Here is a 13,963-nt window from a genome sequence, read left to right as displayed (position 1 = left end):
CTCCTCTCAGGCGTCAGTGGCCGTGCGGTCCGGTCTCGGCCGTGAAGGCCGCGGTGCGCACCTTGCCGTCGTGCTTGAAGTCCAGGAACAGGCGGTAGGAGCCGGTGCTGGGCACCTCGGCGAAGAACGTGATCTCCGGGCCCGCCTTGCCGGTCTCCTCAGGATGGACGTGCAGATAGGCGAGATCGCCGGCCCTGAGGGCCACCAGGTGTCCGTAGGCGCCGAGGTAGGGCTCCAGGTCGGTCACCGGCTTGCCGTCCTTGCTCACCTTGAGCGTCAGCTTGCTCGACCGGCCGGGCTCCAGGCTCCCGGCGAGGCTCACAGTGTAGTCACCGGTCCGCGCCTCGGTGCTCGCGTGCGGGAGCTCGCGCGGGCGGTAGTCGCCCGGCACCTGCAGGTCGAGGCCGAGCGTCAGCTTGTCGGCGCCGGTGGGCTTGAAGTCGGCGAAGGCACGGTACGGGCCGGGCTCGTCCAGGGGGAGCTTCACGCGCCAGGTGCCGTCGGCGGCCATCTCCGGGTGGAGGTGCCGGAAGATGGTCAGGTCGCGGGAGGCGACGATGAGGTGCAGCTTCTTGTCGTGCTCGACGTCGAACTCCGTCACCGGCTTGCCGCCGGGGCCGTCGACGGTGAAGCGGAAGTCGTCGGGGTCGTCGGTGGCGAGGCGCGTGAAGGTGTAGCCGTCCTGGGAGACCTGGAGCCCCCCGGGGGTATCCGTAGCGCCTGAGTGCCCGCTGTCGGCGTGGCCGTCCGTGCTGTCGGTGTGGCCGTCCTCGGCCTGCTCACCCGTTCCGTGGTCCATGGCCGTCTCTCCCTGCTTCACTTGCTCCGCCGTACGGCCGGTCGGGCCGGGGGCGGGCCCGATCTGGCCCGCCGCGCTCCCGGCGCCCAGCGCCGCGGCGAAGATCACCGCGAGCCCGGCGCCGTAGAGGCCCAACCGGCCTGCCGTGCTCATGACACCCCCACCAGTTCGTAGCCGGCCTCCTTGACCGCGCCGCTGATCTCCGCCTCATTGACAGGACCGTCGCTGACCACGGTCAACCGGCCGCTCTTGAGGTCCACGTCGACGGAGGTCACGCCGGCCACCTCGCCGACCTCCTCCTTGACGGAACTCACACAGTGGCCGCAGGTCATGCCCTTGACGGTGTAGGTGGCGGTGCTCATCGCATGCTCCTTCATATGCTCGTACGTGATGCCTTGTATCGAGTCTAACACCGTACCCCCCTAGGGTATGTCTTGACCCTGGCTGTGCATACCTGGAGGGGGTATGCGGAGGACGATATATACGGCTAGGGGGTATGTCAATCCTCGGCGCCGCGTGTTCCTTGAACAATCCGACATCTGGTCCGCGCAAACACGGGGACCGCCGCCATCCCTTGCTAGGCTGCAAAGCATCCGTTGGGTCTTGCCCAGCGGGCGAGACCGTCGAAGAAGTGGGGTCACACAGTGAAGAAGCTGCTTGTTCTGGCGCTGGTCGCCCTTGGGGGGTTGCTGATCTGGCGCAAGGTGCAGGCCGATCGGGCAGAGCTCGATCTCTGGACCGAGGCGACCGGTAGCGAGAACTAACCGACCGGCGAGGCGATGAGTGACATCGTCCCCATCAAGCTGGTGTGCCTGGACCTGGCAGGCACCACGGTCGGCGACATCGCCACGGTGGAGCGCGCGTTCGCCGAGGCGATCGCCACCCAGGGCATAGTCCCCGGGACCGGAGCGTACGCACGTGCCATGGTGCACGTGCACCGGTCCCGGGGGCAACCCAAGATCGACGTCTTCCGGGGCATCTTCCCCGAGAACGAGGCCCGGGCTCAGGCCGCCAACCTGACCTTCGAGCGCGCCTACGAAGGCGCCCTCGAACGCTCCGGCCTCACCCCCGCCCCCGGCATCGTCGAGGTCCTCGACAAGCTCCGCGGCTCCGACATCCGGCTGGCCCTGCTCACCGGCTTCAGCCGCACCACCCTCGGCCGCGTCCTCGGCATCCTCGGCTGGCACGACAAGATCGACCTGGCCATCAGCCCCGAAGACGCGGGCGGTCGCGGCCGCCCCTGGCCCGACATGGTCCTGCATGCCGTCCTCCGCCTCGGCATCCCCGACGTCCGTCAGGTAGCCGTCGCCGGCGACTCCGAGAGCCACATGCTCGCCGGCCACCGCGCCGGCGCCGCCGTCGTGGCCGGCATCCTCACCGACAGCGGCCACAGCCGCGACCGCCTCGTCGGCGGCGGCGCCACCCACGTGTTACCGTCCGTCGGCGCACTCCCGGAGCTGATCCTGAGCGGCGACCTGGGAGGCGCGCGGATACCGGCGCCGGTTCGGTAGGCTATCTTCATTGTTCGAAGGGGCCTTAGCTCAGCTGGCAGAGCGCCTGCTTTGCAAGCAGGAAGTCAGGAGTTCGAATCTCCTAGGCTCCACCTCGTGAAACGCCCCGCAACCGATCTTGGTGCGGGGCGTCGGTGTCTTAGCCTTTGGTGATCTTCTGTCGTTCGGGTCTCCCAGCGCTGATACAGGACCCAGAGGAGGTATACCGTTCGCTATACTGCTGTACGTGGCAGACGAGTGGGACGTCTACATTGTCGACGAGGTGCGCGAGTGGATCGAGCAACTCGACGACGCGACACATAGGCGTGTTGTGCAAGCGATCGACGCGCTTGCCGAAGGAGGACCAGGTCTGGGACGGCCGCTGGTCGATACGATCACCGCTTCACGTCTGTAGAACTTGAAGGAGCTTCGGCCGGGGACCGTGCGGATCTTGTTCGCTTTCGATCCGTGGCGGTCCAGCACCCTGCTGGTCGCGGGTGACAAGGCGGGACAGTGGAATGCCTGGTACAAGCAGGCCATCCCGCTCGCCGAGCAGCGCTACGAGCTCTACGTAAAGGAACGGCAGGCGGAGGAGGGCGGATCGTGATGGGATATGCGCGTTGGAAGGACATTCGTGCTGAGCATGTCGAACGTGCCGGCGGCGAGGACGCCGTTGAGGCGGGCAAGCAGGAACTGCTCGCCAAGGTGCAAGGACACCGGCTTGCTGATATCCGTCGTAGTCGCGGGTTGACCCAGCAGGACATCGCGCAGCGCATGGGGGTCACCAAGGGCCGCATTTCACAGATCGAGCAAGGCAAGATCTCCGGGCAGGACGTGCTCGCCCGGTACGCCACTGCTCTGGGTGGTCGGCTCCATCAGTCGATCTACTTTGACGACGGTGACATCGCTGCCATCGCCTGAGGCGGGGCGGGAGGTTCATATCGTCTGGTGTCTCGGATAGGGCGAGGGGCTATCTGGCAGCGTGAGCAGGTCACCGTATGCATTCCGCCAGCCTTGGAATTTCCTCTCGGCCTGGACATCGGGATGATGGGAGCGCCGGTCCGGGGCGTCGCGTACAGCAGCAGGTACAGCAACACCGGCTTACGTGATCACACGCCATCAGTCTGCACCTGCCGCCTGACCAGGTCCGGGAGCCGCCTACAGGGTGACCGGTTCCCGTTTGCAAGCAGGCAGTCAGGAGTTCGAATCTCCTAGGCTCCACCTCGAAAAACGCCGCTTCCCCGATCATGGGAAGCGGCGTTCGTGCCATCTACGTGCCGTTAGCCTTGCTCGCGCTCCCTGCGGACCCGTGCGTCCAAGGCGTCGGTGATCCTCTGGTCGGCGTCCCGGGTGGCGTGCTGGTAGATCAGTGCGGCCCGGTCGCTGTCGTGTCCCGTGCGCGCCTTGAGATCGGCCAGGCTCGCCCTGGACTGCGCCGCCAGGGTGTTGCCCGTGTGGCGTAGATCGTGGAAGTGCACACCATGAAGGCCCATCTCCTTGAGCGTTTCCGCCCACTTGGCCTTTCGCCGGAAGTTGCTCCCCCGCAGGAACGCGCCCCGCTTGGCGAGGAACACGAAGGCGTCGCTGGCCGCGTCCACGAAGGCGTCGAGGTGTTCGGTCAGCGCCGGGACGGTTCGCGGCCCACCCGGCCACGTCGGGGATCGTGTAGGCGCCGTGTCCATGCCGTGCGCGGAGCATGCGTGCGTCGATCCTGAGCCTTGCCAATGGCGCTCACTGTCGATCTGGTAGGTCGGTGCGGACGAATCGGGTCGATGCTGCTGCGGTGACGAGGAGCGTCCATGCTGTAAGGACGAGCAGCGCTACTGCCGGCGCGAGGCCGCTGGTGATGACGGTGGTGCCGGTGAAGGCTGCGAGGGGATTGGTTCCGCTGATGTCGGGGACGAGTCCGAACGGGAGGAACTGGGCGGGGTTGGGCGCGCCGAAGATCAGCAGGGTGATCGGTCGGAGGATGCTCTCGATGATGATCGCGGCTCCGAGCACGAGGATCGCCGCGACCGGGCTGCGAGAGAGCAGGCCGAGGGCGAACCCGAGCCCGGCGTAGAGGATCAGCGTCAGCGTTCCACGACCCCACAGGCCGAGCACGTCGGCGGGGTCGAGCAACAGCGGTTCACTCTGAACTGCGAGCCCTGCGGTCAGCATGAGTCCGCGGACGATGATGAGCAGGATGCTGGCGGCGAGCACGGTCACCGCCAGCGCGCTGAGTTTCGTGAGCAGGAGCCGTGCCCGATGGGGCTCGGCCAAGGCGCTGACGATGAGCGATCCGCGGCGGTGCTCGGTCGTGATGGTGAGCGCGCCAAGGAGCAGAGCTGCGATGGCGGGGAACCCGATCCCTGTGCCGGAGTTGCCGAGAAGGTCGATGATGACTTCTTGTGTGGCCGAAGTGCCGAGGGAGAGCGCCACGAGCTGCGTGGCGTCGAATTGGTCGGCTTGGGTGGCGTTCGGGATAACGTCGTTGAGCGCGACCAGTCCGTCGATGAGCGAGGGCAGGAAAGCGAGCAGCAGCCCGATGAAGACAGCTTCGGCGAGAACCAGGACGAGGACGATCTTCGCGGCGAGAGAGAAGCGGATGCGGAGAAGTTCGCTGGCGATCATGCCTGGGCCTTCTGCCCTGTGCTGTGCAGCGTTGAGAGATAGAAGGCTTCGAGGTCGGTGTCGTCTGGTAGGCGGTCCAAAGCAGTCTGGGCGAGGATGCGTCCGCTGCCGATGACGATCACGTCGTCAATGAACCGCTCCAGCTCGGCCAGGACGTGACTGGTGACCAGCACCGTGGCTCCGCGGGCGGCGTAGCCGCGCAGCAGACCCCGCATCCAGATCACGCCTTCGGGATCGAGGCCATTAGCCGGCTCATCCAGGATCAGCGTGGCCGGTTCAGGCAAGAGGGCGAGAGCGAGGCCAAGCCGTTGTCGCATCCCTTGGGAGAAGGTCTTGATCTTGCGATCCGCGACCTCGGATAGCCCTACCTCGTCCAGGACCTCGGCGATCCTCGACATCGGGACACCTGACGCTGCAGCGGCGATACGAAGGTGCGTTACCGGGGTCAGTCCAGGATGCAAGCCGGTGTTCTCCAGCAGAACGCCTACTGCGCGGCTGGGGCGCGGGATCGACGGGTACGAGCGCTCACCGAAGCCGACTGAGCCTGCGGTCGCACCGGTGAGAGAGAGCAAGATACGGATCGTGGTGGTTTTGCCCGATCCGTTCGGGCCCAAGTACCCAGTGACGCGCCCGGCCCGGGCGGTGAAGGAGATGTCGCGCAGAACCTCCCGCTCACCAAACCTCTTGCCGAGGCCGTGGATCGAGACGGAAAGACCGGCGGCAGGTGCGGTGTGGGCGGGCGCTGTCATGCGTCCAGCGTGCGGGGATGAGGATCGGTCGCACATCTGTCGGAGGACAGATTCCGGCCGCAACCGGGAAATATCTGCCGGAAGGCAGAGGCAAGTTCTCGACCAGCGCCGACATCATGGATACATGGCCACGTCACCCTCGACCGACAACAACGGCGCCTTCCGGCACGAGACCGCCGTCGTGCTGACGGTCGGCGGCCTTGGCACCGTGACCGGCGGGCTCTACCTGTGGGCGTTCCACACCCTCATCGCGACCGGCATGCCCGGTATCAGCCCGTGGTGGACCTACGTCGTCTTCGTCGTCGTCAACACGCTGACGGCCGGGCTGCTGTGGTGGCATCGCAGGTACCCGCTGCTTGTATTCGGCGCGGTGCTCTTGGTCGTCGTCACCAGCTCACTGATGCTGGGCCACAGCGGCAATGCCGGGCTCACATTGCCGCTGTGGCTCAGCGTCTACGCGGTCGCTACATATGCGCCACTACGTACCGGCCTGCTCACCGTAGGCGCAGGATGGGTGCTCAGTGTCGGCGTCAAGCTCGGCCTTGCCGTTCGCGGCGGTCAGCAGATTGCGCTGCCGGAGGTTGGGCTGGTCGCACTGGACCTCGGATTCTTCTTCGTCGCCTGCTTCGTTCTGGGTTTCGGTTTCCGCCTCCAACGGCAACGGGTTCGCGATGCCGCCGAGCGTGCCCGACTGATCGAAGAGCATGCACGGGCGATCAACGCCGAGGCTGTCGCTACCGAGCGCAACCGACTCGCCCGTGATCTCCATGACCTCGCGGCGCACGAAGTCATGGACGTGCTGCTCTCCATCCGTGCGCTGCGGATCACCAGCGACGACCCGATCCTCCGTGAGGTCGAGCAGAAGACCGCCCGCGCTCTGGACAACATGCGTACCGTGGTTCGCACGCTCCGCGACGAGAACCATCACGGGCCGGAGCGAGCACCCCTGCACGACGCTGCACGGCATCTCATCGACACTCTGGCCTCCGAGCGCGGAATCGCCGTGGACGCGCACATCCGTGTTCCCGTCCACGTCGCAGACGCGGCCGCCTCGACCACGCTCAGCGTGCTGAAAGAAGCTCTCCTCAATGCCGATGCCCACGCGCCAGGACGACCCGTCACGATCGCACTCGACGCTGACGACACCAGCGTGCGGCTCACCGTCACGAACCCGACCAGAGACACGAGCACGGACGCTCACTTTTCGCGCTCCAGCCACGCGAGCACCGGGTACGGACTGGTCGGTGCCGCCGAGCGGGCGGGACTCGTGGGTGGACGTTTCGAGGCCGTCCCCGCAGCGAATGGCGACTGGCGGGTCACGCTGGAACTGCCGAGCACCCTGCCGAACGATTCCGCTCTCGTCATGGAGGAAACGCCATGATCCGGGTGCTCATTGCCGACGACCAGCCCACGGTACGCCGTTCGCTGCGCACCTTCCTCGAACTCGACGGCGACATCAAGGTCATCGCCGAAGCATCCAACGGACGCGAAGCGGTCGACCGTGCGCTGGCTCTGCGACCCGACGTTGTGCTGATGGATGTGCGGATGCCGGGAGGCGACGGCATCACCGCGACCGCCCGGCTCGCCGGCCCGGATGCTGAAAATCCGATCCCGGTCGTAGTCATCACGACCTTCGACCTCGATGAGTATGTGTTCGGCGCATTGGAGAACGGAGCCGCCGGGTTCCTGCTCAAGGACACTGACCCCGCCCACCTCACACTCGCGGTACGCGCGGCCGCGGCCGGCGACGGCCTGGTGTCACCGTCCGTGACCGCACGGGTGATCCGCGAGTTCGCTCGCCGCAAACCCCCGACGACGCCTACCGCACCGCTCCCGGAGCTGACCGCGCGAGAACAGGATGTCCTCGCCGCCCTCGCCGACGGGCTGAGCAACGCGGAGATTGCCGGAGCGTTGTTCGTGGAGGTGGGCACCGTCAAGACCCACGTCTCCCGGATCATCGCCAAGCTCGGCGTCCGCGACCGAGTGCAGGCCGTGATCTGGGCGCACCAGAACCCCCACTGGAACCTCGACAGCGAGACGAGGAGGCGATGATCCCGCCCCCGCCGGCCCAGCACGGGACGCGCGCGATCATCGCCCTGGTTCTTGGCGCGATCCTGACGATCAGCGGCCCCGTTCTCGGCGTCCTCGCCGGCAGCCTCGCCACCGTCCCCCAGGCGATCGACTATGTGGACAACACCATCCGCATCGGTCCGGCTGGAACCGTCGAACTCGACGCGGGAGAATCCGTTTTTCTCCTCGCCCCGGTCGGAGACCTCGAACACGCCGACTACCGCACATGCCGGGCGCATACCGGCGAGGACGAGGCGGCCGTCAGCTACGAGCCGGCCAGCGCACTCAACACGCTCGTCAACGGAGCACGGTACGAGTCCTTCGCCCGTGTCACCGCCACCATCGGCGGCGAGTACACCATCACCTGCGATGCGGGCGTCGACGTGGTCGCCGCACCGCCGTTCCACGGCGCCGAGGTCTTCGAGCCCTTCGCCTGGTGGACAGCAGGAGGCATCGTTCTCTCGCTGCTCGGCGTAGTCGGCGTGATCCTCGGCATTGTCGGCCTGACCCGCACACGGCAAGCGAACGGACACGGCTCCGCCGGACCCCCGGCAACGCCGTCAACCCGTGAGGGAGCACTCACATGACAGCGAACTCGGCCCGCTTGCCCGTTCCCGCTTTCGTGATCGTCGGCCTCGCAGTAATCGCCATGATCGTCTGGTCGATCCTGCAATGGCCCCACATGGACGCCACCATCGTCACCCGCGAAGCCGCGGGCAACCACGGCGCCAGCACCGTGCCGCGCGCGGTCACCGTCGCCGCCATGCCTCTCGCACTGGTCCTTCTAGCAGTGTTGCTCGCCTTCGCTCCCACCCTTGACGCACGGATCATGGAACACTCCCGAAGTCGCTCAGTGGCGGAACCAGCGGCCAAGGAGCGCCGAGGCTCCGCACTCGTCCTCGGCGGCCTCCTCGTCGGGCTCAGCGTCCTGTTCCCGATTCTGCACGTCGCACTCATCAGCCTGTACACACCCGACAAAGTTCCCGTCGTGCCCCTAGTAAGCACCGCCGTAGGAGTGCTCCTGATCGGACTCGGAGCCACCTTCCCCTTCATCAGGGTCCAAGCCGTCACCGGCGGCCCAAGAGAGGCCCGCGTCCTGAAAACCCAGCATCGTGCCTACCGTTACGCCGCGAGCATCCTCATCGTGATCGGGGCCGCAGTCATCGCCGCAGCCTGGATCGTGCCGGTGGCTGCGATGCCCATAGCCGTCATCGGCACCCTCATCCTGTTTGCTGGAATCGGCACAGCATCGCTCTACCCCGCCGTTCGTTCATAGAACGACCCGATCGTCTACGAGTGGCTGGGCAGAGGATCCTTCCCAGCGAGCTCGCGACCCGCCACCCCAACGCGGTGCGCATCCTCGGTCGCGGCCGGCTACGCGTCATCCACGCCTGCCGACGCAACAGCTCAGCCACGGAGCAAGCTCAGGCGATCTTCTGGTCAGCGTCACTAGTCGCGTGCTCATAGATCAGCGCGGCGCGGTCGCTATCGTGTCCCATCCGTGCTTTGAGATCAGCGAGGCTTCTGCGGTCGGGGGCGATCGAAGGTCTGGGACTTCGTGCCCAGCCCCAGCCCACCGAGCAGTGGGGAAATGAAGGGATAGCCGGACGGGCGACTCAGATGGCCCTCGGGGTGCCCGCTGACATCCGGACACGGACCTGAGTAGGGTTCTGGAAGTCCGGAAGGTAAGGGTCAGTGTCGAATCTTCCCGTCTGCCACGCCCAGGCAGACCCAAGCAGATCAAGGCCCCACGGCTCAAGGCCGTTCTTCCAGCAGGGAGCTCCGGCCTAGATGAGCGCCGCCCGATCGCTGGCGTGCCCCGTCCGTGCTCCGGCTCCGGGATGATCAGGCGGGAGAGCGTGGCTCGGGCGGGAATTCGCTGCTCAGCAAGCCGTGGAAGATCGAGATTGGACTGTATCTTGATCGTTCCTCTACGCCAAGACACAGGTAGCTCGCGATGACGTGGCCCGAGAAGTCATCGCCGCTCACGGTGAATGTCACGCCCGACGCTCCACTGTCCTCTCCGACAGCGACCACGAGCCCGTTCATCCTGGTCGGAAGGTTGATCAGGTGGACGACCTGGAAGAGCACTTCGACATGGGGCGTGTCAGGCTCGAACTCCGACCGCACGACGAGGCCGCTGTGCGTGGGCACATAGCTCCAGAGGCGGAAGCGGCGGTCCGGGAAGGCAAGAGGAAGCGCGAGCTCGCCGGGGTACCAGACTTTGCTCACGGCAGGAGCCCACCACGGCCGGACCCGCATGGCAAGCGATCTCAGCTAAGGGCCGGTTTCGTGCGGCAGCCGCGTGGGTGGAGAGGATGGAAGAGCCGCTTCTGCGGAATGTCGGCCACGGCCTCTCGGCCAGCGGATCCGTTCCAGCAGGAACATCACCGGCTCGGACAACACGGTAACGACTGTCAACGACTACTCCCATCGCGATCACTACCAGTGCGACAACGCGACGGATCCGGCTCACTCCGTCAATCTACGCCTCGGACGGATACCGGCTCCAGGATGATGCTCGCCCCGGGAGGTTCCGTCCAGCGGGTCCGATCGGTCGTGCAGTTCCTCCACTGGCACCGTCTCATCGGCTGCCGGCGGCTTGATGTTCGCCTTCATCCCCCATGCGACAGGCGGATCTTTCCCTTGCCGAACCCACGACGCCACGGACCGGTTCGGCGGAAGACCAATTGCCGACCATGACCATCCGGGAATGCTCGACGACCTTCACCCCATAGCCAGGGCCGAGTCGGCGCTGGCCGGATCCACCTTGGCGTCGGCGTGAACAGCCTGACCTGCGGTCAACGTCATACGACCGCAGAGAGAACCGCCGCGTGATTCGCCGTCGGCCGGACCGGAGGAGACGGGGACTATTCCGCTCTGCGCGGATCAGGCCGACTTCGAACGCGGCACCTGTCTAAGGTGAGGCATGGCCCCTTCCATCCCGCCGCTACGTTCAGCGATCGATCGGACCAACTCCAAGCCGTCTCCGGAGCGCGAGCCGCTGTGGCGGCACGTGCTCGGTGAGTGTCTCAGAGGCCTTCGTCACGAGCGGGGCGAGAAGTTGAGCGAGACGGCACGTCGCGCCGGGGTCTCGCCGCAGTATCTCTCCGAGATGGAACGAGGCGTCAAAGAGCCGTCGAGCGAAATGATCGCTGCGGTCGCCGGCGCGCTGGATGTGACCCTGGTCGATCTGACCCTCGCCGTTGCCGAGAGCTTGCGGTCTGCTCAGAACAGCACGTCGAGAGGTGCTACCTGCTCGGCGGCGTATGCTCTGGCCGCGTAGCGTGGCTTGCCCGGGTCATCCACCGGCCTGAGAACGCTCCTCGATGATCTGATCGAGGAGCCCGTACTCCAAGGCAGCGGTCGCGGTGAACACGCGATCGTGATCGGTGTCGGCGCGTAGGGTCTCGATCGTCTGGCCGGTGTGCCGCGACAGTATGCGCTCGATGTCTGCTCGGACACGGACGACCTCGTCAGCCTGCAAGATGAGATCGGGGATCGTGCCGCGTCCCTGAGCGGCTGGTTGGTGCAGGATCACTCGTGCGTGCGGGAGAGCGGCACGTTTTCCTTCGGCGCCCGCGGCAAGAAGGACGGCACCCACCGCGACGGCCTGTCCGACGCAGGTGGTCGAAACCCGGGGGCGGATATGACGCATGGTGTCATATATCGCGAGCATCGCGCTCGGATCCCCGCCTTCGCAGTTGATATAGAACTGTATTTCGGCATCGGGGTTGTCCGACTCGAGAAATATCAGCTGGGCGATGAGAGCGTTGGCGACGCCCGCGTCGATCGCGGTGCCCAGATAGATGATCCGCTCGGTGAGCAGGTGCGAGTAGACATCCATGATGCGCTCGCCACGAGAATTCTGCGTGATGACATTGGGAATCGTATACGTGCTCACTGGCCGCCTCCTTCGGTCACGTCGAATCCGAGCCGTGGGCGATTGCGCGGCGCGATTTCGTCGAAATTTTGCACGATCGCATCTATGAAGCCGTAGTCCAGTGCCTCTCGCGCCGTGTACCAGCGATCGTGCAGAGAATCCTCGAATATGCGCTCGACGGACTGCCCCGTGTCCTCGGCGATGAGGCCGAGCACTGTGTCGCGAGTATGCCGAAGGTCGCCGGCCTGCAGTTCGATGTCGACTGCGGTGCCACCGATTCCCGCCGAGCCCTGGTGCATCAGGACACGTGCGTGTGGCAGGGCGCGACGCTTCCCTCGGGAGCCCGATGACAGCAAGAACTGCCCGGCGCTGTAAGCGATGCCCAGCACGAGGGTCGACACGTCACAGGGAATGAGTCGAATGATGTCGCGGATCGCGAGCATCGAGGGAACCGACCCACCCGGCGAGTGAATCCACAATGCGATGTCCGCCGAGGCGTCCTGCGTGGCGAGCGCTATCAGTTGCGTGGCCAGCAGTGTCCCGTTGTCGTCATCGAGAGGGCCGTCGAGAACGAGCACGCGCTGGTCGTAGAGCTCGCGTCTTACCCGCGAATTGAACAGTGGAAGATTCGATTCTCCGCTCATGAGCCCATCATGTGAGGCGATCCGGACCGAGGTCGACACGATCCGCTTGGGGCAGATCTGCTCTGAGCAGCGGGATTCGAGTTCCGGTCCGTGTTCTTAGGCCACCTCCCGTGATCGGGAAGTGGCCTTTTCAATCTTGTGCAGCTGCAAAGTACGGCTGAGGTGGCGCAGAGGCGAGCACGTCCACGATCATGGTGCGCGTGGCGGTGCTCAGGTTATTGGCAGTCGGTCTCATCAGCGGCGGCGTCATGACGATCCCGTTCCTGTGGGCTCAGCGTGGCAGCGACTTCGAACACGTCCGTCTCTCGGCCCTGATAGGCCTGAACTTGGGGCAGCTCGTGACCGTCCCGCTCGGGTTGCTGATCGGCATCGTGCTTGTCGCGATGCGGTCGTGGACGCGCCCTCCCGGCTACGTGCTGGCTGCGGCCACGATCGTGTTCGGTGTGGTTGTAGCGACGCAGGCGTGGGCCATGGCGGACTGGGCCGAAGGCCGACCCGCCGGGATCGGCGATCCAGACGGAGAGGTAGGCCTCGGGGGGCTGAACGCTCTCGCGGGTGGGTTCACGGTCCTCCTGGGCGTCTCCATCGCCTTGATTCGGTGGTCTGGTTGGGAGCCGGAGGCGGCTTCGGCGCGTCAGACGTCCGCACGCAGGGCTCGACGGAGAAGGCGTAAGTCATCGGCCCACGTCAAAGGCCATTGCCCATGATGAGGGAATGGCCCAGGAGACCATCGCCGCATAACCGAGTCTCCACGCTTTCAGGGGATGGACACACTGGCGTCTTTTCACCACGTGCGTTGGGGCAGGAGATGCCGTCGGCCCCACGTTCTTAGCTCGATCATCGACAAATATGGTGATCGCACACCGTAGGACAGAATGCGGCAGAACAGGTTCCGTGACCACATGATCGCTGTGCCCGTCGCGTGCCCGATGGGACGGGAAACGGGCCACCTCCCACGATCGGGAAGTGGCTTTTTCGGCACAGTCGTGACGCCGCCGACGATGGAACCGGCGACCGGATACCGCTAGGCGTCGCGGCGCAGGGTGAACCAGAAGGTCGGGACCGAGTTGGTGCCCGGTGTGACGTCGATTACCTCCCAGCCGGTGAACCTGGCGTGGAGTTCGTCGGCCGTGACGCCCGCCGCCCACGACGTGACCTCGGTGGTCGGATTGCCGAGCGGCTCGGGACCGTACCCGAACATCAGCAACTGTGCCCCGGGAGCGGCGCGGTCGGTGAGCCCGGCGGCGTAGGCGTCGCGGCGGTGGAGTGGGATCCCGCAGTAGCAGCTCAGGTCGAAGAACAGGTCGAAGGGGCCGGGCGCGTCCAGCTCGTCGAGGCGGGTGGCGTCTCCGTGTAGCAGTCGCACCGCCACCCCAGCCGCCTCGGCCTTCTCCCGGGCCTGGTCGACGGCGCTGTCGATCAGGTCGACGGCCGTCACCTCCCAGCCGTGCCGGGCGAGGTAGATGGCGTTGGTCCCCGTGCCGCAACCGAGTTCGAGGGCGCGGCCGGGCGGCGGTGCGCCGTGTCCCTCTACCAGGGCCACCAGCTCGGGGGGCGTCACGCCGGTGTCCCACGGCGGCTTGCCCGCACGGTAGTAGCCCTCCAGCGCGCGATGGACGGACTCCTCCTCCTGGTCTCGCAGTGTCGAGGTCGGGCCCGGCTTGGGGTGGTTCATCGTCTCCTCCAAGAAGCTAGAGTCAAACTCTAGTGTTGTT

20 protein-coding genes and 1 tRNA gene are annotated in these 13,963 nt (G+C 66.0%); 12 read left to right on the top strand and 9 right to left on the bottom strand.

What is annotated here, in order from left to right:
* Positions 1-13 precede the first annotated feature (13 nt).
* Together FR742_RS36905 and FR742_RS36900 are read right to left on the bottom strand one after the other, a co-directional pair.
* Complete coding sequence (locus FR742_RS36905) at positions 14-952, bottom strand: hypothetical protein (RefSeq protein WP_148035900.1); 939 nt, start codon at positions 950-952, stop codon at positions 14-16.
* Complete coding sequence (locus FR742_RS36900) at positions 949-1,161, bottom strand: heavy-metal-associated domain-containing protein (protein WP_148035899.1); 213 nt, start codon at positions 1,159-1,161, stop codon at positions 949-951. The genes FR742_RS36905 and FR742_RS36900 overlap by 4 nt, the downstream gene beginning before the upstream one ends.
* 282 nt (positions 1,162-1,443) lie before the next feature.
* On the opposite strand from FR742_RS36900, the gene FR742_RS45450 reads away from it, so the two are divergent.
* From FR742_RS45450 to FR742_RS36880, 6 genes are all read left to right on the top strand, one after another.
* Complete coding sequence (locus FR742_RS45450) at positions 1,444-1,563, top strand: DLW-39 family protein (protein WP_013130296.1); 120 nt, start codon at positions 1,444-1,446, stop codon at positions 1,561-1,563.
* Positions 1,564-1,578: 15 nt separating this feature from the next.
* The gene (locus FR742_RS36895; RefSeq protein ID WP_148035898.1) at positions 1,579-2,310 is read left to right on the top strand and encodes an HAD family hydrolase; all 732 of its coding nucleotides are present in this window, start codon (positions 1,579-1,581) and stop codon (positions 2,308-2,310) included.
* A 19-nt stretch (positions 2,311-2,329) separates the two neighbouring features.
* Positions 2,330-2,402 (top strand) — tRNA-Ala (locus FR742_RS36890).
* A gap of 134 nt (positions 2,403-2,536) precedes the next feature.
* The gene (locus FR742_RS46670; protein ID WP_396990576.1) at positions 2,537-2,704 is read left to right on the top strand and encodes a type II toxin-antitoxin system RelE/ParE family toxin; all 168 of its coding nucleotides are present in this window, start codon (positions 2,537-2,539) and stop codon (positions 2,702-2,704) included.
* Between the two features lie 3 nt (positions 2,705-2,707).
* Entirely contained in the window at positions 2,708-2,896 is a 189-nt protein-coding gene (locus FR742_RS46665) for a type II toxin-antitoxin system RelE/ParE family toxin (protein ID WP_396990574.1), read from the top strand.
* Entirely contained in the window at positions 2,896-3,210 is a 315-nt protein-coding gene (locus FR742_RS36880; RefSeq protein ID WP_222709338.1) for a helix-turn-helix domain-containing protein, read from the top strand. The genes FR742_RS46665 and FR742_RS36880 overlap by 1 nt, the downstream gene beginning before the upstream one ends.
* A gap of 359 nt (positions 3,211-3,569) precedes the next feature.
* Here FR742_RS36880 and FR742_RS36875 read toward each other — a convergent pair whose 3' ends face one another.
* The 3 genes from FR742_RS36875 to FR742_RS36865 are packed head-to-tail and all read right to left on the bottom strand — an operon-like array spanning position 3,570 to position 5,651.
* A complete protein-coding gene (locus FR742_RS36875; RefSeq protein ID WP_148035896.1) occupies positions 3,570-3,971 on the bottom strand; it encodes a site-specific integrase in 402 nt (133 codons plus the stop codon).
* Positions 3,972-4,020: 49 nt separating this feature from the next.
* Complete coding sequence (locus FR742_RS36870; RefSeq protein ID WP_148035895.1) at positions 4,021-4,902, bottom strand: hypothetical protein; 882 nt, start codon at positions 4,900-4,902, stop codon at positions 4,021-4,023.
* Positions 4,899-5,651, bottom strand: a complete 753-nt coding sequence (locus FR742_RS36865) for an ABC transporter ATP-binding protein (RefSeq protein WP_148035894.1) — start codon at positions 5,649-5,651, stop codon at positions 4,899-4,901. Before FR742_RS36865 ends, FR742_RS36870 begins: the two co-directional genes overlap by 4 nt.
* Positions 5,652-5,775: 124 nt before the next feature.
* Here FR742_RS36865 and FR742_RS36860 point away from each other — a divergent pair, with 124 nt between their 5' ends.
* The 4 genes from FR742_RS36860 to FR742_RS36845 are packed head-to-tail and all read left to right on the top strand — an operon-like array spanning position 5,776 to position 8,997.
* Positions 5,776-7,032, top strand: coding sequence for a sensor histidine kinase (locus FR742_RS36860; RefSeq protein WP_187281552.1), 1,257 nt, complete (start codon positions 5,776-5,778; stop codon positions 7,030-7,032).
* Positions 7,029-7,703, top strand: a complete 675-nt coding sequence (locus tag FR742_RS36855; protein ID WP_148035892.1) for a response regulator transcription factor — start codon at positions 7,029-7,031, stop codon at positions 7,701-7,703. Before FR742_RS36860 ends, FR742_RS36855 begins: the two co-directional genes overlap by 4 nt.
* Entirely contained in the window at positions 7,700-8,308 is a 609-nt protein-coding gene (locus FR742_RS36850; protein WP_148035891.1) for a hypothetical protein, read from the top strand. The genes FR742_RS36855 and FR742_RS36850 overlap by 4 nt, the downstream gene beginning before the upstream one ends.
* Complete coding sequence (locus FR742_RS36845) at positions 8,305-8,997, top strand: hypothetical protein (RefSeq protein ID WP_148035890.1); 693 nt, start codon at positions 8,305-8,307, stop codon at positions 8,995-8,997. Before FR742_RS36850 ends, FR742_RS36845 begins: the two co-directional genes overlap by 4 nt.
* Before the next feature lie 569 nt (positions 8,998-9,566).
* Here the strand turns inward: FR742_RS36845 and FR742_RS36835 are convergent.
* Positions 9,567-9,953 (bottom strand): hypothetical protein, encoded by a 387-nt coding sequence (locus FR742_RS36835; protein WP_148035889.1) that lies wholly within the window; start codon positions 9,951-9,953, stop codon positions 9,567-9,569.
* 697 nt (positions 9,954-10,650) lie between these two features.
* On the opposite strand from FR742_RS36835, the gene FR742_RS36830 reads away from it, so the two are divergent.
* The gene (locus FR742_RS36830; RefSeq protein WP_148035888.1) at positions 10,651-11,007 is read left to right on the top strand and encodes a helix-turn-helix domain-containing protein; all 357 of its coding nucleotides are present in this window, start codon (positions 10,651-10,653) and stop codon (positions 11,005-11,007) included.
* A gap of 15 nt (positions 11,008-11,022) precedes the next feature.
* On the opposite strand, the gene FR742_RS36825 is transcribed toward FR742_RS36830, so the two are convergent.
* On the bottom strand, positions 11,023-11,625 hold the full coding sequence (locus FR742_RS36825; protein ID WP_148035887.1) for a ClpP family protease: 603 nt from the start codon (positions 11,623-11,625) through the stop codon (positions 11,023-11,025).
* The gene (locus tag FR742_RS36820) at positions 11,622-12,248 is read right to left on the bottom strand and encodes a ClpP family protease (protein ID WP_148035886.1); all 627 of its coding nucleotides are present in this window, start codon (positions 12,246-12,248) and stop codon (positions 11,622-11,624) included. Before FR742_RS36820 ends, FR742_RS36825 begins: the two co-directional genes overlap by 4 nt.
* A gap of 200 nt (positions 12,249-12,448) precedes the next feature.
* Between FR742_RS36820 and FR742_RS36815 the strand changes: the two genes are divergently transcribed.
* Positions 12,449-12,955 (top strand): hypothetical protein, encoded by a 507-nt coding sequence (locus FR742_RS36815; protein ID WP_148035885.1) that lies wholly within the window; start codon positions 12,449-12,451, stop codon positions 12,953-12,955.
* A 317-nt stretch (positions 12,956-13,272) separates the two neighbouring features.
* On the opposite strand, the gene FR742_RS36810 is transcribed toward FR742_RS36815, so the two are convergent.
* Positions 13,273-13,923 (bottom strand): class I SAM-dependent methyltransferase, encoded by a 651-nt coding sequence (locus FR742_RS36810; RefSeq protein WP_148035884.1) that lies wholly within the window; start codon positions 13,921-13,923, stop codon positions 13,273-13,275.
* Between the last annotated feature and the right edge of the window lie 40 nt (positions 13,924-13,963).

The organism is Nonomuraea sp. C10 (genome assembly GCF_008017515.1).
Taxonomy (GTDB): Bacteria; Actinomycetota; Actinomycetes; order Streptosporangiales; family Streptosporangiaceae; genus Nonomuraea; species Nonomuraea ferruginea.
The sequence above is the reverse complement of the archived record's forward strand: the minus strand, read 5'-3'. Positions and strand labels throughout refer to the sequence as shown.